The organism is Faecalispora jeddahensis (assembly GCF_000577335.1).
GTDB lineage: Bacteria > Bacillota > Clostridia > Oscillospirales > Acutalibacteraceae > Faecalispora > Faecalispora jeddahensis.
Map to the genome: position 1 here is coordinate 1 of NZ_CBYL010000003.1, position 24725 is coordinate 24725.

General features: G+C 52.1%; 26 protein-coding genes. 2 read left to right on the forward strand and 24 right to left on the reverse strand.

Annotated elements, in window-relative coordinates; genetic code table 11:
• On the reverse strand, window positions 1-180 hold a 180-nt coding region (locus TY09_RS01585), incomplete at its 3' end, for a dihydropteroate synthase (protein WP_042430484.1).
• A complete protein-coding gene (gene folE / locus TY09_RS01590; protein ID WP_009060076.1) occupies window positions 177-749 on the reverse strand; it encodes a GTP cyclohydrolase I FolE in 573 nt (190 codons plus the stop codon). The genes folE and TY09_RS01585, both read right to left, overlap by 4 nt.
• A gap of 282 nt (window positions 750-1031) precedes the next feature.
• Here folE and TY09_RS01595 point away from each other — a divergent pair, with 282 nt between their 5' ends.
• A complete protein-coding gene (locus TY09_RS01595) occupies window positions 1032-1889 on the forward strand; it encodes a radical SAM protein (RefSeq protein ID WP_042430488.1) in 858 nt (285 codons plus the stop codon).
• Window positions 1890-2046: 157 nt separating this feature from the next.
• Here TY09_RS01595 and TY09_RS01600 read toward each other — a convergent pair whose 3' ends face one another.
• The 8 genes from TY09_RS01600 to polA form a co-directional block, all read right to left on the reverse strand.
• Window positions 2047-3492 carry an NCS2 family permease gene (locus tag TY09_RS01600; protein WP_009060071.1) on the reverse strand — a complete coding sequence of 482 codons (1446 nt, stop codon included), beginning with the start codon at window positions 3490-3492 and terminating at the stop codon, window positions 2047-2049.
• Between the two features lie 316 nt (window positions 3493-3808).
• Window positions 3809-5161: an NADP-specific glutamate dehydrogenase gene (gene gdhA, locus TY09_RS01605; RefSeq protein ID WP_042430491.1), complete on the reverse strand. Its 1353-nt coding sequence runs from the start codon at window positions 5159-5161 to the stop codon at window positions 3809-3811.
• 324 nt (window positions 5162-5485) lie between these two features.
• Window positions 5486-7255: a phosphoenolpyruvate carboxykinase (GTP) gene (locus tag TY09_RS01610; RefSeq protein ID WP_009060078.1), complete on the reverse strand. Its 1770-nt coding sequence runs from the start codon at window positions 7253-7255 to the stop codon at window positions 5486-5488.
• A 273-nt stretch (window positions 7256-7528) separates the two neighbouring features.
• Entirely contained in the window at window positions 7529-8548 is a 1020-nt protein-coding gene (tsaD, locus tag TY09_RS01615) for a tRNA (adenosine(37)-N6)-threonylcarbamoyltransferase complex transferase subunit TsaD (RefSeq protein ID WP_042430494.1), read from the reverse strand.
• Window positions 8545-9273 (reverse strand): flavodoxin family protein, encoded by a 729-nt coding sequence (locus tag TY09_RS01620; RefSeq protein ID WP_042430497.1) that lies wholly within the window; start codon window positions 9271-9273, stop codon window positions 8545-8547. Before TY09_RS01620 ends, tsaD begins: the two co-directional genes overlap by 4 nt.
• Window positions 9274-9286: 13 nt before the next feature.
• Window positions 9287-9745, reverse strand: coding sequence for a ribosomal protein S18-alanine N-acetyltransferase (gene rimI, locus TY09_RS01625; RefSeq protein WP_042430500.1), 459 nt, complete (start codon window positions 9743-9745; stop codon window positions 9287-9289).
• Window positions 9729-10154, reverse strand: a complete 426-nt coding sequence (locus tag TY09_RS01630) for an arsenate reductase/protein-tyrosine-phosphatase family protein (RefSeq protein ID WP_009060114.1) — start codon at window positions 10152-10154, stop codon at window positions 9729-9731. Before TY09_RS01630 ends, rimI begins: the two co-directional genes overlap by 17 nt.
• A gap of 50 nt (window positions 10155-10204) precedes the next feature.
• A complete protein-coding gene (gene polA, locus TY09_RS01635) occupies window positions 10205-12787 on the reverse strand; it encodes a DNA polymerase I (protein WP_042430504.1) in 2583 nt (860 codons plus the stop codon).
• Window positions 12788-13462: 675 nt separating this feature from the next.
• Between polA and dusB the strand changes: the two genes are divergently transcribed.
• Window positions 13463-14470 (forward strand): tRNA dihydrouridine synthase DusB, encoded by a 1008-nt coding sequence (gene dusB / locus TY09_RS01640; protein ID WP_052335535.1) that lies wholly within the window; start codon window positions 13463-13465, stop codon window positions 14468-14470.
• A 99-nt stretch (window positions 14471-14569) separates the two neighbouring features.
• On the opposite strand, the gene TY09_RS01645 is transcribed toward dusB, so the two are convergent.
• The 14 genes from TY09_RS01645 to TY09_RS01710 form a co-directional block, all read right to left on the reverse strand.
• Window positions 14570-14785 carry a phage holin family protein gene (locus TY09_RS01645; protein WP_042430507.1) on the reverse strand — a complete coding sequence of 72 codons (216 nt, stop codon included), beginning with the start codon at window positions 14783-14785 and terminating at the stop codon, window positions 14570-14572.
• Window positions 14786-14822: 37 nt separating this feature from the next.
• Complete coding sequence (locus TY09_RS01650; protein WP_042430510.1) at window positions 14823-15698, reverse strand: glycoside hydrolase family 25 protein; 876 nt, start codon at window positions 15696-15698, stop codon at window positions 14823-14825.
• Window positions 15691-15834 carry an XkdX family protein gene (locus tag TY09_RS01655; protein ID WP_042430511.1) on the reverse strand — a complete coding sequence of 48 codons (144 nt, stop codon included), beginning with the start codon at window positions 15832-15834 and terminating at the stop codon, window positions 15691-15693. The genes TY09_RS01650 and TY09_RS01655 overlap by 8 nt, the downstream gene beginning before the upstream one ends.
• Window positions 15834-16184 carry a hypothetical protein gene (locus TY09_RS01660; RefSeq protein ID WP_042430514.1) on the reverse strand — a complete coding sequence of 117 codons (351 nt, stop codon included), beginning with the start codon at window positions 16182-16184 and terminating at the stop codon, window positions 15834-15836. The genes TY09_RS01655 and TY09_RS01660 overlap by 1 nt, the downstream gene beginning before the upstream one ends.
• Before the next feature lie 15 nt (window positions 16185-16199).
• A complete protein-coding gene (locus TY09_RS01665; protein WP_042430516.1) occupies window positions 16200-18116 on the reverse strand; it encodes a hypothetical protein in 1917 nt (638 codons plus the stop codon).
• Complete coding sequence (locus TY09_RS01670) at window positions 18109-18672, reverse strand: putative phage tail protein (protein WP_042430517.1); 564 nt, start codon at window positions 18670-18672, stop codon at window positions 18109-18111. Before TY09_RS01670 ends, TY09_RS01665 begins: the two co-directional genes overlap by 8 nt.
• Window positions 18672-19751, reverse strand: a complete 1080-nt coding sequence (locus tag TY09_RS01675) for a baseplate J/gp47 family protein (protein ID WP_042430520.1) — start codon at window positions 19749-19751, stop codon at window positions 18672-18674. Before TY09_RS01675 ends, TY09_RS01670 begins: the two co-directional genes overlap by 1 nt.
• Window positions 19744-20133, reverse strand: coding sequence for a DUF2634 domain-containing protein (locus tag TY09_RS01680; RefSeq protein ID WP_042430522.1), 390 nt, complete (start codon window positions 20131-20133; stop codon window positions 19744-19746). Before TY09_RS01680 ends, TY09_RS01675 begins: the two co-directional genes overlap by 8 nt.
• A complete protein-coding gene (locus tag TY09_RS01685) occupies window positions 20130-20369 on the reverse strand; it encodes a hypothetical protein (protein WP_042430754.1) in 240 nt (79 codons plus the stop codon). Before TY09_RS01685 ends, TY09_RS01680 begins: the two co-directional genes overlap by 4 nt.
• A 4-nt stretch (window positions 20370-20373) precedes the next feature.
• Entirely contained in the window at window positions 20374-21312 is a 939-nt protein-coding gene (locus TY09_RS01690) for an XkdQ/YqbQ family protein (RefSeq protein WP_042430525.1), read from the reverse strand.
• A 4-nt stretch (window positions 21313-21316) separates the two neighbouring features.
• Entirely contained in the window at window positions 21317-22159 is an 843-nt protein-coding gene (locus TY09_RS01695; RefSeq protein ID WP_042430528.1) for a hypothetical protein, read from the reverse strand.
• On the reverse strand, window positions 22156-23670 hold the full coding sequence (locus TY09_RS01700; protein ID WP_042430532.1) for a hypothetical protein: 1515 nt from the start codon (window positions 23668-23670) through the stop codon (window positions 22156-22158). Before TY09_RS01700 ends, TY09_RS01695 begins: the two co-directional genes overlap by 4 nt.
• Before the next feature lie 211 nt (window positions 23671-23881).
• The gene (locus TY09_RS01705; protein WP_042430535.1) at window positions 23882-24271 is read right to left on the reverse strand and encodes a phage tail assembly chaperone; all 390 of its coding nucleotides are present in this window, start codon (window positions 24269-24271) and stop codon (window positions 23882-23884) included.
• Window positions 24272-24283: 12 nt separating this feature from the next.
• Window positions 24284-24724, reverse strand: coding sequence for a phage tail tube protein (locus TY09_RS01710; RefSeq protein ID WP_042430538.1), 441 nt, complete (start codon window positions 24722-24724; stop codon window positions 24284-24286).
• Between the last annotated feature and the right edge of the window lies 1 nt (window position 24725).

The window sequence follows — 24725 nt, forward strand, 5'->3', positions numbered from 1 at the left end:
GCCGATGTCGATCATCCCGGCGCCCTGCTCCTGCATCTCGAGCGCGTGCGCCACCGCATCCTCCGGGCGAAAGTTCTGCCCGCCGTCAGAAAACGAATCGGGCGTTACATTTAATATGCCCATGATACAGGCCGGACCATTCAATGAAAGGAAATATTTTCCCGCCCGGAACCCGCTCATCGGCGACCTCCTCCCGCCAGAAGCGACATGACCTCGCTGCGGGTCTTCGCCTCAGTGCGCATCGCTCCCCGCAGGGCGGAGGTCTGCGTAACCGCTCCGGCCGCGCGGATTCCCCGCATCGTCATGCAGAGATGCTCGGCCTCGGCCACAACCGCCACGCCGTACGGTTTGAGATTATCAAACAGAAAATCCGCGATCTGCGCCGTCAGACGCTCCTGCACCTGAGGGCGCGAGGCAAAGGTCCTGACGATCCGGGCGAATTTGGAAAGCCCGATGATCCTGCCATCCTTGGGAATATAGGCGATATGCACCTTGCCCACAAAGGGCAGCAGGTGATGCTCACAAACGGAATACAGCGGAATATCACGTACCAGAACCAGCTCCCCATGCTGCTGCGGCTCCTGAAAAATCTTCAGGTGCTCCATGGGGTCTTCCTCCAGTCCTGAAAAAATCTCGGCATACATCTTTGCGACGCGGTCCGGCGTTTCGAGCAATCCCTCGCGCTCGGGGTTCTCCCCCACCGCAAGCAGCAGCTCCGTTACCGCTGCCTTGATTCTCTCCTGATCCATATCCAAAGCCTCCCAACCAATTCTTATTTCCAATCGGGCAACATACCTGCATAATCCTTCCAGATGAACGCCGAAAATCAAGCATTGTGCTCACTCGCGGTCTGTTTGCAGACATCCGGCAGGTAAAATCGCCAAAAATAACGCGTGATCTTTTCTTAACAATCGAATCATGCTACAATTTAGTAATAGCATACCGAAAACATCGTCAATATGCAATAGATTACCCGCTCGTTCCCGAAAATTTGCGGGGAGCGCGGTACCAATAAGGAGGATTTCAATCTCATGCATTATGAAGGTACCATTTTCCGCCCGCCGTCGGAGGCCGACAGCCTGCTGGTTCAGGTGACGGTGGGCTGTTCGTGGAATAAATGCACATTCTGCGACATGTATTCCGATAAGCAGTTCCGCGTACGCAATCTGGATGAAATCAAGGCAGACCTTGTAGAAGGCTCCCGCTGGCGTAATCAAATCCGCCGCATCTTTTTGTGCGACGGCGATGCGCTGGTGCTGAAAACGCCGATGCTGCTCGAAATTCTGGGAACCATCCGCGAGCTGTACCCCGATCTGGATGCGGTTCGCGTCTATGCTTCCGCCAAGGACATTCTGCGCAAGAGCCATGAGGAATTGTGTCAGCTGCACGAGGCAGGGCTCGAGATGGTTTACATTGGTCTCGAATCCGGCAGCGACAAGGTTCTGGAGGAAGTCAACAAGGGCATCACCAAGGCCGAGATGATCGCGGCTGCAAAAGCGGCCACCGACGCGGGCCTGCGCCTTTCGATCAGCATAATCTCCGGACTTGGCGGGCAGGAGTTCTCGCGCGAGCATATCCTTGAAACCGCGGACGCCCTGAACCAGATGCAGCCCGACTACGTGGGCATGCTGGTTCTGCACGCCGGCAACGACACCGACATGTTCCGCAAAATCGCTGAGGGAACGTTCCGTCTTCCCTCCGCGACGCAGGTGCTGGAGGAGATGAAGCTGCTGATCGAGAATCTGGATTTGAAGCACTGCTACTACACAAGCGCACACGCCTCCAACTATATTGATGTGCGCGGGCGTTTGCCGGAGGACAAAGAAGCGATGCTGCGCAACATTGAGCGTCTGACCGAGCTGGTGCGCAAAAGAGAAGCTCACCGATAAATAACGAACCACGTTTGCCGCCTGAGAAGTCTTATGACTTTTGGGGCGGCACTTTATTTTGTACACATAAAGGAAAAACCGCCTCCGGGAGCGAATTCCCAAGGCGGTTTTTTCTGTATAAAACCTCAAGCTAAACTAAAAAGGCGAACAAACAAATTTAACTGATTTTTGCAAGGATTACAAAATTCAGCACGAACAGGATGGTAGCGACCCACAGGATGGGGTGAATCTCTTTTGCCTTGCCCTTCACTGTCTTAATGATGCAGTAGAACAGGAAGCCTGCGGCGATACCATAAGAAATGCTGTAGCAAAGCGCCATGAAGATACCGGCGAAAAATCCGGGAATCGCGTCTTCCATGTCTTCCCACTTAATGTCGCGGAAGGAGCTGAGCATCATGATACCGACAATAATCAAAGACGGGGCGATGGCCGCGTCGGGAATCGCACTGACAAGCGGTGCAAAGAATGCGCTGAGAATAAACATGGCTGCGGTGACAACACTGGTCAGGCCGGTGCGTCCGCCCGCGCCGATACCGGCTGCGCTTTCCACATAAGTAGTGGTGTTAGAGGTACCGAAGATCGCACCGATGGAGGTAGCGGTCGCATCCGCGAACAGCGCTCTGTCCATCTTGGACGAAAAGCCCTGATTCTCTTCCAGCGTCTTTTCATCCTGCTCGGAGAAAATGCCGGACTTGCGGCCGGTGCCGATAAAGGTGCCGATGGTATCAAACGTATCAGACAAGCTGAATGCGAAAATTGTCATTAAAACGAGGGGAAGCTTCGAAGCATCTGAGAACAGTGACTGCATGCCGGGGTTGCCGAACGCCGCGCCGAAGGTCTCGGGCAGCTGGCTGACCGCGTCGGAAAAGCTGACGGAATTGCTCATGGAGGTCAGGCCCAGCGGAATACCGATCACGGCAGTGACCAGAATGCCGAGCAGGATCGCGCCCTTTACGTTGCGGATAATCAGAATCACGGTGAGGATAATGCCGAACAGCGCCAGCAGAACCGCCGGGGAGTTGAACTGCACAATCGCGGGAACAATGCTTGAATTCGCAATGACCGTGCCGCCGTCCAGAACGATATTCTGGCCGGGGTCAGAGGTAAAGGTGAGCAGGCCGCACTTTTTCACGCCGATATACGCGATGAACACGCCGATACCGCCGCCGATCGCGTGCTGCAGCATGGGAGGAATTGCCTCGATAATCATTTTACGGATTCTGGTGACCGTAATAATAATGTTCAGGATACCGCACAGGAAAACCATCGCGAGAGCTTCCTGCCACTGAAAGCCTAAACCGAAGCAAACGGTAAAAACAAAGAAAGCGTTCAGGCCCATACCGGGAGCCTGTGCATAAGGTACGTTGGCAAACAGCCCCATCACAAGGGTACCGATCACCGAAGCGATAATGGTTGCCAGAAAAACCGCGCCCCAGGGCATTCCCGTCTGCGACAGCATGCTGGGGTTTACCATAATAATGTACACCATGGTAAAGAAGGTAGTTACGCCTGCCATGACCTCGGTTCTGACGTTGGTGTTCTGACCCTTCAGATCAAAGAAATCTCCCTTGGGGTGAAACGTGACCTGTTTGTTTTCCGCCATTCGTTCATTCCTCCTGAAATAAAGTAAGAAGCCAAATGCGGCTTCTTAGGGATTTTGCCTATCTTTTAGGACTTGAATCAACAATCCTAAGTATAGAGAATTCCTCGCTTAAAATCAAGTGTGCGAATCGACAAATTTTTCGATTTGGAAACAGTTTATTCATAACTTTTTTAAGAATTTTACATGATTTCTTTCTTTTTTCAAAATAATTGGCTCTATATCATTGTCAAAATCTGCGGTTTTTTATACTTGAAAGAAGGGTTTGCTCTGCAGAACAAACCCTTCGACATCGATACAAAAGAGACAGCGGACTGATTTAGTACGCGACACCCTGCCATTTCATCGCTTCAGCCACCTTCAAAAAGCCTGCGATATTTGCACCTATCACCAAATCCCCTTTATGGCCAAACTCCTCGGAAGCCTGATATGCATTATGAAAAATAGTCGCCATAATCTCTTTCAGTTTTGCATCCACCTCTTCAAAGCTCCAGGAATAGCGCATGGAATTCTGGCACATTTCCAGACTGCTCACCGCAACGCCGCCCGCATTGGAGGCTTTGCCGGGAGAATACAGAACATGGTTGGAGCGGAAGATCTCTATCGCCTCGGGAGTGCATGGCATGTTTGCTCCCTCCGCCACAACGGAGACCCCGTTATTGACAAGCTGTTGCGCGTGTTCGCTATTGATCTCGTTTTGCGTGGCGCAGGGCAGAGCGACATCACATTTCACACTCCAGATTCCACCGCAGCCCGGGGTATATACCGCTCCGGGAACACGCTCGGCATACAACTTAATTCTGCCGCGTTCCACCTCTTTGATTTGCTTCATTACCGCCAGATCGATCCCGTTTTCATCGTAAATATAGCCGTTGGAATCTGACATGGCAACTACTTTTGCCCCCAGCTGCGCCGCTTTTTCATTGGCATAAATCGCTACATTTCCTGAACCGGAGACCACTACGGTTTTTCCTTCTAAGGAATCCTGTTTTATGTAAGACAGCAATTCCTGTACAAAGTAGCACAACCCATAACCGGTTGCCTCTTTACGGACCAGAGAGCCGCCGGAGTACAGGGATTTCCCGGTAAAGGCGCCGGTAAATTCGTTGCTGAGCCGTTTATATTGGCCAAACATATACCCAATCTCCCGTGAGCCCACTCCAATATCGCCCGCAGGCACATCGGTATCTGCCCCAATGTGTTTGGTCAGCTCTGTGGCAAAGCTTTGGCAGAATCGCATAACTTCGCCTTCGCTTTTGTCTCTTGAGTTGAAATCCGCCCCACCCTTTGCACCGCCGATCGGCAGGCCTGTCAGGGAATTTTTAAAGGTTTGCTCAAACCCGAGAAACTTGAGTATAGAAGCATTCACACTGGGGTGTAAACGCAGCCCGCCTTTATAAGGGCCAATTGCAGAGTTATATTGAACGCGCCAGCCACGGTTTACCCGTACTTCGCCTTTATCATCAATCCAGGATACCCGAAACTGAATCATCCGTTCCGGTTCCACAAGCCTTTCTATGATACCTGACGCTACCAGATCCGGTCGTTTTTTCACCACGGGATCAAGGGATTCCAGAACTTCCTGAACAGCCTGAAGAAATTCCGGTTCACCTGCGTTACGCTGGCATACGTCTTGATACACAGACAACAGATATTGATTTTGAAAGGACATGTGGATTACCTCCTCTAACAAATTGTTCTGATTATACCCCCGTTTTTGAATTTTTTCAATACTTAAGCTTCATTTTATTGTATTTTTTTGATTTTTTAAGTATTTTTAAACGATTATAAGCTCTATTTATGAATTATATAATATAAATAAGTTCATTTATAAATTCCACACCATCATCAAAAGTGACTGTTTCTTCCGTGTTTTCGGCCTTAAATATAGGCACATTTTTTCATGAACGTAAGAAAGGAACGGTTCCTTGCTGGAACCGTTCCTTTTATGCAGATTATTTGTATGGAATAAAAACCCACACGATTGATCAAAAACTTATTTTACGCGCTCTTTCAGCTTCTCGAGCTCGTCATGCAGCTCTTTGGGCAGCTTATCGCCGAATTTCTGGTAGAATTCCTCAATGCCCTCAGCTTCCTTGGCCCACTGTGCCTTGTCAATCTTCAGGATGCTGCGCAGCGTCTCGAGAGAAATCTCATCCTCAATGCCGTTGATATTGATATCCTCCGCCTTTGGTACAAAGCCGATCGGGGTTTCCTCCGCATCTGCTTTTCCCTCTACGCGGGCAATGATCCAATCCAGCACGCGCATGTTGTCGCCGAAGCCGGGCCACAGGAAATGACCCTCGTCGTCCAGACGGAACCAGTTGACGTTGAAGATTTTTGGAGCCTTATCGCCCAGAGTTTTGCCCATCTCGATCCAGTGGCCGAAATAGTCACCCATGTGGTAACCGCAGAATGGCAGCATCGCCATGGGATCGCGGCGAACGACGCCGACAGCGCCGGCTGCGGCGGCTGTGGTTTCGGAAGCCATGATGGAACCGACGAACACACCGTTATCCCAATCGCGGGACTGATAGACCAGCGGAGTGGTCTGCGCGCGGCGGCCGCCGAAGATGATGGCGGAAATCGGCACGCCCTCGCCCTTATCCAGCTCGGGGCTGATGCAGGGGCAATTCTTGGCAGGCGCGGTAAAGCGGCTGTTGGGGTGCGCACCCTTATCAGAGGAAGTAGTGCCGTCCCAGGGCTCGCCCTTCCAGTTCAACGCGTTCTTGGGAGGGTTCTTGTCAAGGCCCTCCCACCAGACAGTGTTGTCGTCGAGGTTATGCGCAACATTGGTAAAGATGGTGCCTCTCTTGGTAGACTCCAGAGCGTTAAAGTTGGATTTGGCGTTCGTGCCGGGCGCGACGCCGAAGAATCCATTTTCGGGGTTAATGGCATACAGTCTGCCGTCCGCACCGGGACGCATCCACGCGATGTCGTCGCCGACTGTCCAGACCTTATAGCCCTTACTGCGGTAACCCTCCGGCGGAATCAGCATCGCCAGGTTCGTCTTGCCGCAGGCAGACGGGAACGCCGCCGAAATATAGGTGACCTCGCCCTCGGGATTCTCGATGCCCAGAATCAGCATATGCTCCGCCATCCAGCCCTGCTGACGGCCCAGATTGGATGCAATGCGCAGCGCAAAGCATTTTTTGCCCAGCAGAACGTTTCCGCCGTAACCGGAGTTCACGGAAATGATGGTGTTATCCTCAGGAAAATGGCATATGTAGCGCTTTTCCTGATCGATCTGGCATTTGCAGTGCAGCCCGCGCACCCACTCGGGATTATCGCCCAGAACATCCCAAACCGCCTGGCCAACACGGGTCATGATCGCCATGTTCAGCACAACGTAGATGGAATCCGTCAGTTCAACGCCGATTTTTGCCAGAGGAGAACCAACCGGGCCCATGGAGTAGGGAATCACATACATTGTGCGGCCCTTATAGCTGTCCCGAGCAATATCATAAAGCATCTCGTAGGCTTTCTTCGGCTCCATCCAGTTGTTAGTAGGGCCTGCATCCTCTTCCTTGCGGGAGCAGATAAAGGTACGATCCTCCACGCGGGCAACGTCATTGACCGCTGTGCGGTGCAGATAGCAATCCGGCAGCTTTTCCTGGTTGAGCTTAATGAGCTCACCGGTAGAGCAAGCCTCTGCTCTCAGCTGTTCGATCTGCTGCTCTGAGCCGTCGATCCAAACGACCTGATCGGGGCTGACAAGAGCTTTCATTTCTTCGATCCAGTTCAATACCGATTTGTTATTTGTCATTCCAGTTCTCCTTCCGGCCTGATAGCCAAATACGATAACTCTGGTTTTATTATAATCGATTTTGGCTCAGGAATCAATTGATATTTGTGGATTGTCAACCAAAAAACAAACGGAATATCTGTTAAGTTCGTTTAAAGAATCACGAAAAAAACACTGCCTGCCAACCCTTTCCAAGCCAGTACTTATTTTACCCGATAAAGCCCGTTCATTTTTTCCTCCGCCGAAAACAGAGGAGAAAATTCCGGTTTTTACACAAGGTGCTGCAATCGGCTCTCATGCTTTAAAATCAAGCTGAATGTCCATAGTAGCGAGCGCGTTCAGATCAAGCCCGGCGCGCCTGCCCGCCTGAAATTCGTAATACCCCTGCGACGCCACCATCGCCGCGTTGTCCCCGCACAAAGAAAGCTCGGGCCGGTAAAACTCCCATCCGTTCGCACGGCAGATTCGCTCCAGCTCGCGCCGCAGCAGCGAATTGGCGGAAACACCGCCCGCAATCACCAGCCGGCGTTCCTTGGTTTCACGCATGGCGGCAACTACGTTGCGCACCAGACAGTCCACCACCGCGCGGCGGAACGAAGCCGCCAGATCGGCACGGGGAAGCTCGTCCCCTTTTTGCGCGGCATTGTGGATCAGATTGATGACCGCCGTTTTCAGCCCGGAAAAGCTGAAATCAAACGGAGCGCCATCCACCGACGGATGCGGCAGGGAAAACGCGTCCGGATTCCCCAGCTCTGCCTCTTTGTCCAGAAATACGCCGCCCGGGTAAGGCAGGCCCATGGCACGGGCCGCCTTGTCGAATGCTTCGCCCGCGGCGTCGTCGCGCGTGCAGCCCAATACGCGGAACTCGGTATAATCCGTCACATGTACAATATGCGTGTGCCCGCCGGAAACCACCAGGCACAAAAAGGGAGGCTTGAGCGAGGCGCTCGTCAGATAATTCGCCGCCACATGCGAGCGCAGGTGGTGCACCGGCACCAGCGGCACACCGGACGCAAAGCTCAGCCCTTTCGCAAAATTCACACCGACCAAAAGCGCGCCGATCAGTCCCGGTGCGGCAGTGACCGCGATCGCATCCAGTTCCTTTATGTTTGTTCCGGCGTCGTCCAGCGCCTGCTGCACCACGCCGACAATGGCCTCCGCATGGCGGCGCGAGGCTATTTCCGGTACCACACCGCCGAATTTGCGGTGCTCCAGCACCTGCGACGCAATCACAGACGACAGCACACGGCGGCCATCTTCTACCACGGACGCAGCCGTTTCATCGCACGAGCTTTCAATTCCTAACAATCTCATTCCTGTTTCCCCTTTGTCTGATTCCACGGTTTTTCGCCCTGCGCCCAGCCCTGCTCCGTCCAGTAAGTCCGGTCTGCGGGGTTATCCGCAAACTTGAATACCGCCTGCTTCATGATAAAAAACATTCCCTTTGTCCGGATGGACGTCGAAGGGCCCTTTTTCAGGCTCTCGTACAGCCGTTCCGCCGTCCGCACCAGAGAACGCTCCGCTTTGATGCGGCGGCTTTCCTTCATATCATCAAAGCCTTCGGACCATAAGGTAACCCCACAGCGAAAAATCCGGCTGATTCCCCAATACGACAGTGAACGGGCAATATTATTGATTGCGTACTTGGTCCCCGCGCCCGCCGTGGTGGAAACGATCAGCGCGCTTTTATGGAACATCTCCCTGCGCGGGCGGTGCGCCATAAACAGATACCCGAAATGATCGAGCATGTTTTTCATCGGCGCCGCCATTTCCATCACGTACACCGGCGAAGCAAAGATCAGGCCGTCGGCCTCCAGCATTGCGCTTTCGATCGGCCCCGCATATTCCCGGTGGGGACACTTCTCTTCACCCTTCATAAAACAGGTATAGCATCCCGTGCAGAACTTCGGGAAATCCTGCGGCAGATAAAATTCGGTAAACTCCGCAGGCCCCAGAGCGGCCAGCCGCTTTTTGACGATCTGCACCGCGTGGTATGTATTCTTTTTGCGGGGGCCGCCGTACACAATACAGTATTTCATCGAAATCCTTCTTTCAGCAAAAGGCTTTTGTCATGATCAGGCCATCTTCTTTCGGCTGCTCGTACATCCCGCGGCGCAGGCCGATTTCTGCAAATCCACAGCTCCGGTATAAATGGATCGCGTTTTGATTCGAGACGCGCACCTCCAGCGACAAGGCCGCCGCGCCGCGCCCGATCGCCGCCCGCTCCAATGCCTGCATCAGCAGCCGCCCGGCCCCGTGCCGACGGAACCCTGGGTCTACCGCAACATTGGTGACGTACGCTTCATCCAGAATACAGTGCATTCCCGCGTAGCCGATAGTTTCCCCGCCGCACTCCGCCGCCAGAAAGCAGGCCGTCGGCTCCAGAAGCTCTGTCGCAAGGCCCTCACGCGACCAGGGCAGCGAAAAGCAGAGCCGCTCCAGCGCGGCGAGCGCGTCCAGATGATGTTCCCGCATCGGGACAATGCGGATTTCTTCAGTGCCCCAGCTCATGCAAAAGCTCCTCAAGCGCCTTTTGAATCTGGTCGCGGCTGGCGCGGTAAATGGCCATGCTGCCGCCGAACGGGTCGCCGACTCCGCCGCCGAGTACCTTGATTTTCTCCTGCGGTACTCCCGACGATTTGAGCACCCCGGCATGGCTCTGCATCATGACCACAAACAGATCGGCGGATTGCAGCATTTCCTGCGAAAGGGGTTTGGCGCGGTGAGCGGAAAGATCGACGCCCAGCTCGCGGCAGGCGGTCACCGCGTTGTCTGCCGCAGGCTCGCCGGGATTCGCGAATAGCCCGGCGCTGTCACAGGTAATGTCCATGATGCCGCGCTCGGCCAGCAGCCTGCGGAACAGGCCTTCGGCCATCGGACTGCGGCAGGTGTTGCCCGTACAGATAAAGATGATTTTCATATGCATTCCTCTTTCTTCCCGGCAGATCACCGGGGAGCTGAATGATGGGTTTATTCTTTTGCGTCGTACCACGTTTTGCCGATCTTGGCCTCCGCCAGCATCGGCACGGAAAGCGAAACCGCATTCTGCATTTCTTCCGTGAGCAGCTTCGCCGCAGCCTCGGCTTCTTCCTGCGGCGCTTCGACGATCAGCTCATCGTGCACCTGCAGAATCAGCTGCGCCTGCATTTTCTCACGGGTCAGGCGCTCCGCCACACGGATCATCGCGATCTTGATGATATCCGCCGCGGTGCCTTGAATCGGCATGTTCATCGCGACGCGCTCGCCGAACGAGCGCAGATTGAAGTTGCTGCTGGTCAGCTCCGGCAGGTAGCGCCTGCGGCCGAACAGCGTTTCGGCATAGCCGCGCTCCTTTGCCAGCTCCACCACATGGTTCATGTAGCTTCGCACGCCATCGTAATGGGCCAGATACGCCTTGATATAGTCATCCGCTTCCTTGCGGGTAACGCCAATGTTCTTCGACAGCGAAAACGCGCCGATGCCGTATACAATGCCGAAGTTGACCGCCTTGGCGCGGCTGCGCATGATGGGCGTGACCATCTCCTCCGGCATGCGGAACACCTGGGCGGCGGTGCTGCGGTGAATATCCGCATTTTCGCGGAATGCCTCGATCATATTTTTATCGTCGGCCACATGAGCCAGAACCCGCAGCTCGATCTGCGAGTAGTCGGCGTCTACCAGCACCCATCCGGGCCGGGCGATGAAAAAGCGGCGCAGCTCGCGGCCCTGTTCGGTGCGCACGGGAATGTTCTGCAGGTTCGGCTCTGTGGAGCTGATGCGCCCTGTGCGCGTTTCGGTCTGATTAAAGCTTGAGTGAATCCGCCCGTCCGGTCCGATCACCTTGAGCAAACCGTCGCAATAGGTGGATTTCAGCTTCGTCAGCCCGCGGTATTCCAAAATCATCTCTACCGCAGGATGGTCATAGCGCAGGCTTTCCAAAACCTCCGCGTTGGTGGAGTAGCCGCTTTTTGTCTTTTTGCCCGTATGCAGGCCCAGCTTTTCAAACAGCGCCTGACCGAGCTGCTTCGGCGAATTCACATTAAATTCGTAGCCGACCTGCTCATAAATACGGCTCTGGATTTCATCGATGCGGGTCTGCAGCCCCTTACCGTATTCCTCAATGCCCGCCGCGTCTACGGCAAAGCCGACCGTTTCCATGCCGGCCAGCACTTTTGCCAGCGGCAGCTCAATCTTTTTCAGCAGGTCGAGCTGGCCGTTCTGTTCGATTTCGGTCGTCAGGCGATCGACCAGAGCGGGCAGAAGCGCCGCGCGGGCCGCATCCGCATATTCCCCATTTGCACTCGGAACCGGTACCTCATATTCCGCTGCGAGCCGCTCCACCCCGTAATCGGACGACGTGGGGTTCAGTAGATAGGCCGCAAGCAGGGTATCCATGCCGAAATTTTTGACCTCCACGCCCAGCCGCTCCAGCGCGGCGTAAAACGGCTTGCTGTTGTGGATATTCTTGACGATCTTTGCATTGCCGCACAGCGCGCGCAAAAACGCTTTTTCGGGCTTTAATACAAATACCGTTCCATCCATCGGCAAAAGCAGAGAGGAAATTTCGTTTCCGTCGTACACGGCTGTCAAATCCGCACGGCCCTGCTCCTGCAGGGGGATCAGCAATCCTGCACCATCGGCCAGCACCTTTACCGGCAGGGAATCCGCCGTTTTGCTCTGCTCGGGGGTCTCCTGCGCCGCAGCGTCGAGCCCCAGCTTCGGAATCAGCGAAAACAGCTCCAACCGTGCCATCAAACGGGCTGCGGCCGCCTTGTCGCCCGACTGCAGGCGATACGTTTCCAGCTTCGTATCAATCGGCACATCCGTACAGATCGTGCCCAGCTTACGGCTGAGGTAGGCGCTTTCCTTTCCCTCGCGCAGCTTCTTGCGCATCCCTTCTTTGATGTCGATGGTATCCAGATTTTCGTAGATATGGTCGATGTCGTGAAAGCTGCGGATCAGTTCACCCGCACCCTTGGGGCCGATGCCCGCCACGCCGGGAATATTGTCGGAGCTGTCGCCCTGCAGCGCCTTGATCTCGATCATCTGGGGCGGTTCCACGCCGTATTCCTCGCGGATTTTCTCGGCGTCGTACACCGTTACCTGCGGCTGCCCAAACTTGGTTGCGGCAAGGCGCACCGTGACGCCGTCACCCACCAGCTGCAGGCTGTCGCGGTCCCCGGTGGCAATCACGCATTCCGCGCCCTGCTCGCGGCTGGCTTTGGCCAGCGTGCCCAAAATGTCGTCCGCCTCAAACCCTGCCTGCTCCACCAGAGGATAACCGAGCAGCTCCAGCAATTCCTTTAAAACGGGCATCTGCTCGGCCAGCTCTTCCGGCATTCCCTTGCGCTGGGCCTTGTAGCCATCGTATTCCAGGTGGCGAAACGTGGGCTCCCTGCGGTCAAACGCAATGGCGACTGCATCCGGCTGCGTCTCATCCCACATCTTTTTGAGCATCGTCAGAAAACCGTAAATCGCATTGGTAAAATGGCCATCCTTGGTGGTCAGCAGTTTAATCCCGTAAAACGCGCGATTCAGGATACTGTTTCCGTCCAGCACCAGTAATTTCATCATTCTTCTCCATTCCTCCGCTGAATATAGCGGACCAGATATATTTAAAAAGGAGTCTCCCCTGTTTACTTTATTGTGTTATTATAACATGATCGTAAGTACAAAACCCCACTTGATTATGAAAAGACGTTTTTTAAGCGATATTATCATGTTTCAACGTTCTCCCAAGCATTGAAAGCTTTGCTTTCGGTTATGCCGTGAGGTTATTATAACAGAATGCCTTTCAAACGACTTTCGTTAGAGCAACAAGTTCTTTCTTTATTCCAGTTATTCTGTTTCAATGTTCTCTCAGGAACCCGAAGCTCTGCTTCGGCTTGCGCCGTGAGGTTATTATAACAGAATGCCTTTCAAACAGCTTTCATTATAACAACCAGTTCTTCCTTGATTCCGGTTTATTCTGTTTCAATGTTCTCTCAGGCGCCCGAAGCTTCGCTTCGGCTTGCGCCGTGAGGTTATTATAACAGAATGCCTTTCAAACAGCTTTCATTATTACAAACAGTTCTTCCTTGATTCCGGTTTATTCTGTTTCAATGTTCTCTCAGGCGCCCGAAGCTTCGCTTCGGCTTGCGCCGTGAGGTTATTATAACATCTTCCAGCAAAAAAATTAAGTGCTTTTCGCCTCGGATTGTGGTATATTATATCGGGACTTTTCACTTTTAACCGAAAGGATTTTTTTACTTGAAACTGGGTTCTTTTCAAATTGAGGGCCGTGCGGCTCTCGCGCCGATGGCCGGGATTACCGATGCCTCGTTCCGCCAGCTGTGCGTGGATTTCGGTGCCGGGTATGTCGTGACCGAAATGGTGAGCGCGCAGGGCCTGACATATAAAAACTATAAGACAAACCAGCTGATGAAGCTGTCTGATACAGAGCGGCCCGCGGCGATTCAGCTGTTCGGGGATGAGCCGGATTATCTGGCGCGCGGAGCGGAAATCGCGATGAATTTTTCTCCCGACGCCATCGACATCAATATGGGCTGCCCCGCGCCAAAGGTATGCGGAACCAGTGGCCGAGGCCACGGCAGCGGCAGCGCGCTGATGAAGGATCCGGAGCTTTGCGGCAGAATCGTGGCGGCAGTCAAGGCCGCGGTGGACGTACCGGTAACGGTAAAAATCCGCAAGGGATGGGATAAAAACAGCGTCAACGCCGTAGAAGTGGCGCAGATTTGCGAAGCGGCGGGAGCAGACGCAATCGCCGTTCATGGGAGAACCCGCGAGCAGATGTACCAGCCCAGCGCGGATTGGGAGATCATCACTGCGGTCAAGCAGGCAGTAAAAATCCCCGTAATCGGCAACGGCGATGTCACCGATGCGAAAAGCGCCGCCAAAATGCTGGAGCAGACCGGCTGCGACATGGTCATGATCGGCCGTGCCGCTTTGGGGAATCCCTGGATTTTTCGCGAGATTCACGCATACCTCACGACAGGAGTGCTCCTGCCGCCGCCCACCTTAAACGAGAGGCTGCTCGTGATGCTGCGCCATGTGCGTGCCATGTGCGAGGATAAGGGAGAAGACCGCGCTATGCGCGAAGCCCGCAAGCATGCCGGGTGGTATCTTAAGGGCCTGCCGAACGCGGCATCCTTTCGCCGTGAGGCCGGGCAGCTGACAGTTTTTCACGATATTGAGCTGCTGACGCAGCGGATACTTTCCTCCGCGGCCGGCGGAGCCTCACACGAAACTGTAATATGACAAAAGCCCCCAGCCACAGGAAAATCTGTGGCTGGGGGCTTTCTTTTGTGATCGGTTCTTCTCAGCATCATTCATACATTGAGTATGCGGTTTTCACATCTATTCCGTTTTGTCTTCTCCCGCTGCCTGCCCATCCACATATCCTTCACCGACAATATAGGCAACGACTGCGCCCAGTGACAGAAATACACCGCTGACCTGCTGCCCAACGTTCGCGTCTGCTCCGAACAGAGCCAGCACGCCAACCACGAAGGCCGCAACCGCCATCCAGAATTTACGGGATGTCAGCTTCTGTGCCCAATTGATTTTGCTCATTTGATACCCCTCTTTCTGTCAGATGGAACTCGATATTTCAGCGCACATTAAAATTGCACTGTACGGTCTGTCCACCCGACGTGACCATAATATGTCCATGCCTTACCACAGGTTCCGGCGGCAGCCCCCGAACGTCGATCAGCCAGCCGCGCCCTTTCGGGTCAGGGCGCGGTTCCGATACGGCGATCACATCCCGTCCAACAGTGATTACTGCGGGTTTCTCCTGACAGCGAGCCAACACCGTGTATTTTTCACCGCTGTTCATGTCTTTGCTTGAGGTATCCAAACTCAGGCCGGAGATATTCGGGACAGCAGCCAAAGAAAAATCCTTGCAGCAGTAATTGAGATCTACTCGCCCGCTCACGCCCGGCATGCTGCCGTCACTGGTGTACTGCCACATGTCGTATTGACCGGGGTAGGTTACCCTGTCGTTATACTGTGCCAGCCAAAACGTGTACTTAGAGAGCTGCGCCATATCGAGCCGGTTCGTCGCCCAATCTTTGTTTGCGTAAACCCCGGCGGTATATCCGGCAGCAGTTAATCGCTCACAAAAAAGCAAACAGATGGCTGTTGCCATCTGTTTGCTGATGCCGCCACGCTTGGCTTTATAGCCATCAGCGTCTTCCATATCGATATAGACCGGGTAGACAGGTTTCAGACCTTCGAGCAGCCGCAGAGTATGCGCCGCCTCGCTTTCGGCTTCGGCCATGTTTATTGCGTAACTGTACAGATACGCGCCCCACGGGATGTTCAGCCGACTGCACTCGACTACATTGTGCGCCCACTGCTTGTCGTCTTGGCTGACCATATCGCTGCCATAGCCGCAGCGCAGGATGGCAAAATCGATGTTGCCCTTTAGTTTGTCCCAGTCGACACGACCGTTAGCATTGCTGACGTCGATGCCGTTAAGCATTGTAATCCTCACTTGTGATGGTCTTGAACTCATCGGCGGTAATCTGGCCGTATGGGTTGCTCTCTGTCTTAACCGCCAGTCTCAACTGATCAATTGTCACCCATTTGCGACTGTAAGCAAGCTGCCAAAATGCCATTATACTGCGCCTCCTTTGAGCGTCATAATATCAAGCTGTGCCTGCGCGAGCGTCTCTCTCAACGTGTCCAATGTTGCGTTGAGCTGCATGTTTTGCAGCGATAGGCCCGCGATGGTCTGGCCGAGTACATCGTTTTCGGCTTGCTGATCTCTGACAATCTGCGCGAGCTGCTCTGCTGGTCTCGCCTTTTGAGTATAATAGGCAAGCTGCTTGTCCTCGCTGACAGCGCCTACAATCACCCGATACAAAGTCAAATCAAAGTCTATATTGCTGATACAATATAGACCCGATTCGGGTTCCGTATCAGACTTTGCGTAGATTTCGGATTGATCGTCATAGAGATAGTACATAACAGATCTCCTTTCTTACCAACATTCAATGGAATCGGAGTTATATCCAATAGTGCTTATATTCGTTAAATACGTCAAAGTATTTCCGGATAGAGTGAAAACAGACACGCTACTTCCGCCCAAGGAAACGAACAAGTATCTCTCATCAAATGACAGAGCAAAGCTAGCTGCTCTAACAGTAAGATCCAAATTTGCAAGCCTTGTTCCTAATGACGCATCCCAAATTTGTACGTAATCCCTCGCTTGCTCGTGTTTTAGGAAAATTAAATTGCCGTTGCTTAATCTAGCAAAAGACACGGTGGTACGAGCGGTGTTTCCGAGATATTGACTATTAATAGACGAAAAATCGGACAAAGACATTCTGCGAACATGATGTCCTATCCCCCCTCCAGACTCAGTGCTATAATTATAATAATCATATAAATCATTATCTTTCGAAATCATGGTTTCGCCAAAATAACGATAGGTTACGGTAGTCAAAGTACTTTGATTTTTAATCGAAAAGGAATCCCCGCTTCGCTGATAAACAATATAAGTATCTCGACTATAGCTTATAGTCCAACGCACAATTAGGAGATTTTGGGCCGAATTCCAGCAAGCATTGGTTGCATAGCAAGTTCCACCGGAAGGTACATTATACGTAAGTTCGGAAACAATCGACCAAGCACCATTTACTAATTTTGCAATTACACATCTATAACCACCAGTTCCCGTAGAGAAAGCCAAATACTGACAATCCTCAGAAAAGGAAAGGGCCATAGTGGAATTTATTCCACCTTCCGGAAAGGTTGTATTTAAGGTTAAAGTATCTCCATTCCGTTTATAAACCTTAACCCCGCCTGCTCCAGAACGAGCCACCCAATTTCTATCGAGCGAGATTGCAACCCGACCATTCACAGTTGGATCATATGCTCTAGTGTTCGATATGACTCCCTCTGTTCGGTTAGAAAAATAAGCAGGAGATATCAAGTAATTTCCTTTTTGACTCAACCATTGCCAGGCAGAACCATCCCAACGTTTGGCACTTTCTACATCAATGGTTGATCCAACACGGGATAGAACGCGAGGCCATTTAGAGGTAATATCTGCATAAAAGTTTATTCCATTCTTTTTAGCAAAAAAATGACCATATCCATTAGTGCCGCCTCTAGCACTTAATCTCCATGGGACAGCATCTCGATTAACTTTACGAAGAAGGCTAGGCACTGTTACGTTATCTGTCGTCCGCATGGGTGAATACAGATAAATGAACGAGTTATCCATATTATCTTGAATAATCCAATAACTATCATCTAATGGATCTGATCGTACTGCCTCGTCAAACATGACAAGTCTTTTTGTGTCATTCAGTATCCAAATATGATTGGTGTCTAACGGAGTAGGCTCTGCCGTCTGGATACTGAGTGGAAAAGTCAATATCTCTTTGAGAGACCCAGAGCCGCCTTTAAAAAAAGCCGTACCGTTTATTGAATTTACCGGGTCCGTAAGCGCTCGACTAAGGGTTACAGTAATAATGGCGTTACTCTGCATATCGGACATATACACAAGATTTTCCGATGTGTTGCTACCACCATTTATAAAACGATATGTAGCTCCAGAGGTTGGAGTATTAATTTGCATTCCCCAGGCATTACCACTGCTAACTCCCGTAAAATCAAGTGTTGGTATTCTAAAAGTAACCTGACATCCTTCGGTAAATATAAAATTCGGAACAGTTAAAGATAAAAACCACGGCGTACTACCCTGTACAACATCTGTAGCTACCCACACAGCGTTATTGCCGTTTGCCTTACCGTTCCACACAGACTTCTCTGCCGCCGTAACATGCATAGTGGCATCATTCCCGTGTGCATTGATATCGCTCAGCTTCTGGTTAAAGAGAGTGCGGGATACCCCGTCGGTTCCTTCAAATAATGTTGTAATATCAGGCAATCCACTCGCCCCTTTCTAATTGCGTTAAGGTTAAGTTCTTCGCGTCCAGCTGGTCAAAAGTGATCGATTGGGCGTCCAGCTCATCCCAGGTTACATAGAGATAAGCAATATCCAACAGAAGATTCGCCGGGATCGTCTCATAGGCCGTCGCGTACAGCGGATTCAGGTCGGCCACGCGGCTCTCTCCGCGGTAGCGGATTTTGATGACAAAATCCTGCACACTGACGTCAACACCAAGTCCCATGTACGCCTCTACCATTCCCCGCAATACATTGACATTGATCGGCGGCTTCGTCATCAGCTTGGCTTTGAGCGCGTCTCGCCGTGCCTGCAAGGTAGAATTTAGCGGAGAGGACACCCCAAGCAAGCGCTCCCAGCGCTGTGCTCCCGCCTCGTCGCAGGTGGAAACGGATTTGTTCTTCACCATCCGCCGCACCTGTTCCGATAAAGCATCCATCTGAATATTCACGACCCCCGCGATCGCGTCGATCTCCACGACATCCTGCAGTTTTTCAATCAGATAGCCTTTCAAATCGTTTTTATGGTCATAAAACATCAGTCGGCCACCTCGCTCACCGTGATCATCCCGATTGTCGGCACCTGGTATGCGGCAAAGCTTTTTTGCAGGGACAGATTGGCGCTGGCGCCGTTTATGGTCACGGTACCAACATCGACAATGCTCTCATGTGCGTTCAGGATATTCGCGACCAGCTTTGCGTAAAACAGCGTTTCCGCGGCAAAATCGATGCTGCCGATATAATCGGCAATTGCCTGTTCCACCGACGGTCTTACAAGCTCTAAGCTGGCTCCGGCTCTCAATCGAATCTGCGCCGTTACATTCACAGGCAGATTAACAGAGGTTCCCACTGTTACCGTGTGGCCGATCGGCGCGATTCCGTCACCGTCTGTGCCCATTACAGTCTGCACCTTGTCCACCAGCGTTTGCGTGGCGGTGTTACCCTGTTCATCGCCAATGATCAGCCCAACCCGGCCGGCGCCCATCGAAGGGGCGCCGAATACCTGAACGGTTCCCACGCCGTCAATGGCCAACGTTTTTTCCTTGTAGTCCGCGATGTTTCCCCCGTAGGGCTGCTGCCGCACTGCTGTGTGAAACCGTGCACGAAGATCATCATCGCTTTCCTGATCCCGCGCGGGGATGAGCGCGGGGGCAACCAGCTCCGCCGACGCAAGGCCGTTGATGTTGTCCACCGGCAAAATGGTGCCGCCATAGGCATTGCCCTGAATGCCGGATTGGTCGCAGATGGCTTTGTACTGGCCTGCCACAAGCCTTTCCGTGACGGTAAAGGAGATATCCTGCACTGCAAAACGGCTGCCAATCGGAATATCTTTCGGCGCACCGGAGCCATCGAAGGTGTTGATCTGCCGTACTGCCTGCGTCGCTTGTTCGCGGTCGATGCCGAAATCCGATGTAACCCGATCCAGCCATTCCTCCTGTGCCGTATCTGCAAACAGCAGGTCTGTCAAATACGCGATCATATAGGCCTGCTGGGCCAGCACAAAAGCTGTCGACGCCAACGTGTGGTAAATGATGCTTCCTTCGCGCTTGTCGATGTCGTCCGGCACCTGATCCAGCATCTGCTTCAGGATTGCTTCGTACTCATAAGCTTCAGCCAAGCGTTACACTCCTCTCCGTGTTAAAATCCCCAAAGATGGTATTTACTGTAAAGCGTACATTTGCGGCTTCCCGATCAAAATCAATGGTAAAATCAGAGATTCCTGTAATCCGGTCATCCTCGCCGAGCGCCTCTTCGATACGCCGCCGCAAATCCGCCTTTCCATATTCACGGTCCTTTCCGATCAAATCGGCGAGCTCCACACCATAATCATACGAAAAAATGTCGTAGAAAAAGCGCTCTGTAGAAAGCGCCAGATCAGCCGCCTGCGCGGCGGCCTCTTTTCCATCGATCATCCCCTGCAGGCGGTTCCCGGACAGCCTCCATGTTTTAGAGGGATGAAAACTGTTTGTATCATCGCCATAGGTTTTCAATACGCTCATCCAATCACCCCTATCACTGCAAATCGCTGGCCGCCGTGCTTTTGAATCAGGCTGACCCGCGCTCCGATCGTTACTGTAAGCCCCTTCGGCACATCCACCATTTCGAGAGGAACCACCAAGGGCCGGTTATCTATCTTAATACTGGAACTTCCCCATGTTCCATAGATCAGATCGCACAGGGCCTCATTTTGCAGATATTCTTTTACGATGCTTTTAATTGCGGTATTTAAATCCATATCATCACCACACAAATTTTAATTCCAGATTCATGGTGTGCTTGTTGTGACCAAAATTGTGTGTTACCTGGTCTGCAACCGCCCACAAATCCAGACCGGCCTCGGCGATTTTTATCCGGATGCCGCTGCCGCCAAACACCCGGGTATCCCCCATGCAGTCGATCTTCAGGGTTTGAGTTTCCCGGTTTTTCAGCTGCAACAGCTGATTCGCACGCACCGCCAGCTGGGATTCATTCAGATTGGCGCTTACCTTATCAAAAAGCATCAGCTTTCCCCAGTTTTTGATGTTACCGGGATCCATCGAAACATAGCTATTACAGATGCCTGTTTTGCTATCGTCCCTGGCTACTTTAATGTAGTTGTAGGTATCCTCGTCGATGGAGCGCTCATAATCAAAGCCGGTTCCCATCGAGCCGTCTCCGATCAGAATCGGCAGCCGCAGGTCTACAAGATCGCGCAGCTCAATCGCTCCGAAGTGATCTCGCAGAACATACCAGTATCCGTTTGTATACAGATTTTCCTCGATCGATTTGTAAATCATATCCAGGTGAGTCTGATTATCAAATCGATACTGTGTCAGCTTTGCAACAGTGCTGTCAACCTGGCCAAGCCTCACCCGGTCGCCGATGGCCGCCGCTACCGTATTTAAAAACTCCGACAGGGTACCAACAGGCCGGATGATGGAGTTTTTCGCTTTGAAATATCTCAGCTGGTCGTAGCAGACACAACTAAATTTTTTCGTATCCTGCTTTGTCGTAAAGAGAAAGCCATAAAAGATATTTGCATTACCGTAAGTGAAAACAACCGTGCTGCCATTCGGGAACATTCCAGCTTTCAAGGAAGGGTAATCAAAAGTCAACTGCCCGGCTCCGTTGTTCCAGGAAGATTGATAGGTCACGTTCAGCGCGATATCAGAAATATCGGTATTGTTGATCAAAAGCATTGCATCACCTACCTAATGCTTTCTGACGTTCGGCGAGATCGGCTCTGGCCGCTTTTTTAAATGCATCGAACGCCCCGCCGATCGCATTAAATACTTTTTGCATGTCCGCCGCTCCACGTTCTGCAGCCACTTTACTGGCTTCCGATGAATAAATATAGGATCTATCTTTTATCATCGCTGGATTCGTAACGGGTTTTCCTGTATCTTTATCAGAAAGCCCGCCCCAAGCCGTTCTTTTCACGACATATTCTCCCGTTTTAGTGTCGAGCACTTTAAGCACGCCACCAATTACCGCTGATTGAGGGCCTTGAACCACCTTACTATCAGAACCGCTGCCTCCGCTACCCTTTTTTTCATCCTTCTTCATTTTGTACGGCGTGGTTTTACTGTTAAAAGCGACTGTCTTCAGAATAGCAGGCACTTTCCCAGGGCGCTGAATGTACGGAATTGCCGTCGTTCTCACACCGGCTGCTTTATATTCCGTCACCTTTACCGTCACACTGTAAACGCCGGGGTATTCCTCCTTTTTGCTGTACCCGGTCAGATAGCCAGACATCGATTCACTCCGGTTGTCTGAAACAAAAATAAAACGACTGGGGTCTTTGGTAGCGAGCAGCACCTCAAACGCTGTGAAAGCCTTGCTGGCGGCAGACCAATTCGGCAGCCCGTTCAGATTTTTCTCCGTCATTTCGCATTCGATCGTCCACGTGCGCAGCTTTCGGGATTCCGGCACCGGGAAGAAACCCTGCCCGATGCCGTCATAAGAGGTAATCTCGCGTTCGCCGTCGTCGTTGACGCTCTTTATTCCATACAACAAAATACCGCCCAAATTAATATAGTAGGTCATGCGTACACCCCCGCTGGCTGAAGCTGCTGATTCTGGTAGACCATGTCCCCCAGGCTGAGGTTGATTTCGTTGAGGTCTGCCGTCTGGCTTACATTTTGGTTTTGGATGATAACCTGCGGCACAAACTGCTGCATCCGGAACACCGCCATCGCCTTCTGCGCAGCCAGATCAAACTGGTACCGCAGCACTTCCTTTTGGATTTCCACCTCACCGGTCACCGCAATCGGAGCCGTGTTGGTAATCTCTGCTTGAACCTTCTGATTCATTGCGCTCAGAGTCGGTGTTTTAGAATCAGCCATCTCTTTTTTGGCATTGGCGTGCGCCTGATCCAGATCATCAAACATTCCATTTTGCGTGGTATCCGGCAACAAATTATCCAGAAAGCTAAATGCAGCGACTCCCGCTATTCCTCCGGCAATCGAAGCAATGATTTTATAAATGTTTCCGGAGGCAATGCCCGTCGCTAAATTCATCACCTCAGTCATAATAGCAGCCATTTTCATTGCAGTCTGATAAATAGCCAGTGCAATAACGACTGTTTTTAAAACAGAAATCAATGTGCTGCTGTTGTCTGCCACCCACTGCATCGCGTAGCCAAGCATCTGCATTCCGTTGCCGACCGCATTGAAGAACCAGTCAAAGCCGCCGGATAGCAACTGATCGTTGAGCTGCTGGAGCAGGATGGACAATCCCTGAACCACCGAGCTGGACTGGTCCCCCATGGCATATTGCATGTTTTCACCAAACCTGGCCGCCTGTGTCTGCAAAGAGAGGAAATTTTTCTCCACCATTTCCTGCGTAGCACCAAAGCTGTTGAACACACCGTCAAGGTAGTCGATGGCCCCGCCCATGTCTCCGCTGCCGGTGAAGCCCTTTATCGTTTCCTCGTCCACTCCGGCAATGTGGTAGTTATCCTGGATTCCTGAGGCATCGCCCGCTAGCAGCGCCTGCACGGAAGAAACTGCATTATCGGCTCCCTGAGACGGATCCCGCGCATAAAGGCGTTCCGCCAGCCCGTACATCCCGGTTAATTCATCCGGATCGTGCGTATATGGCAAAAAAGCTTTCGTTGCATTTTGAACTCCAGCAATCCCCAATACAGATTTCTGCGCACCGTAGGCTTCGGTGTAATTGTATAGAGCGGAACCGGCTGTCTCGCTGCCAAGCATCGATTGAAGCGAAATTTCCTGTACCTGTTGATTCGCTCCGTTCTTTACGCCGCTGACCATCAGATCAAGTGCTTTTTTTCCCAGCTTAGCCTTTGAAATCGTGTCAGAAATTTTTTGATTGATTTTGCCAATCCCATTCGAAGCATCGTTCGAAACGTTCTTGATGTTTGCAAGCCCGCTTTTAAACTCCTGTGTCGCGGTCAAGGCCATTTTCTGGTAGCTTCGATATTTTTTAGAGGTTTGCAGAATCTTTTCCATATTGGCAGAGTATTGGTCTGCCAGTTTCAGAAGATCATCTAAAGTATTTGCGATAGGGATCACCCCTTTTCCGTTATGGTGCATATTGAGAAATTTACCGAACTAGATGGAGCCGAAAGCGGCGGATGAAATCCGCCGCATCATTTTTTTCTCATCTCATTGTTTACGATCAGGTCGCTTGCTATGATCAGGGCGCGCTCCTGTACCGACAGCTCCATAAAATCGCGGGGAAGAATGTTGTGATTCTGCAGGGCCAGATGGACGTAGAAATAAAATCCGTCTTCACCCTGCTCAATCAGTTTTTTGCCTCTTCCACCTTTTTCCCAAAGTCAACCGTCACATCGGCGTGCTCGTTATAAATGCTGAGCAGCGCTCCGATTTCGCCGGCGGTGAACATGGATTTGAGCGCATCCGTGGGGCTCAGGATTTTTCTGCCTTCCCTTTCAGAAAGAGCATCCAGCAGCTCCGCGCTGCGCAGATTCGGGCGTACCAGGCTCGCGGCAATGGTGGGGTAAAGCGCCTCCAGCCCTTTGAGCCCTTTGGTCTGTACCTCAGCCGACATCTGCGCCATTTCATCCGCAGTCAGCACACGCATTTCAAATTCTGCGTCGCCAAAGCTGTTCAGCTTGAATGTCGCGTTGGGCTTTCGGTCAGGATGCAAAAACTGCATCAGTGACTTGTCCATTCTCCCGCCTCCTTATGCCAGATCAAAATCGTTGAAGGTAAATGTAGTTTCAATGGTCTGGGCGTTGTCGCTGCTGTCATCCAGCGCAATCAAGCCGATATTGGCGAGGATGACATCCGACAGAGTCACCCCGATTCGGTCATATTGAGAGCCCGCAGCGTCTGCGTAAAACTGCAGACTGATATTGGGAGCCGAACCGCCATTTTTGTAATCGCGCATCGCCTGAATAAAGGCGGGCGTGGTGTGATAATATGTCATATCGCCGCTGCCCTTGAGCCCGCGCTGCGCGGCCTGTTCCATCGGGTCGTTCAAAAAGCGTCTGTTTTCCACAACGGCCTCTAATTTGGCGGTGATTTTAGAAATCTTAAACGCCGGAACAATAGAGCCGTTCAGTCGAATAAATGCCTCTCCGTCATGTCCGGAGAACACGTCCTGCAATCTTGTTTTTGCCATT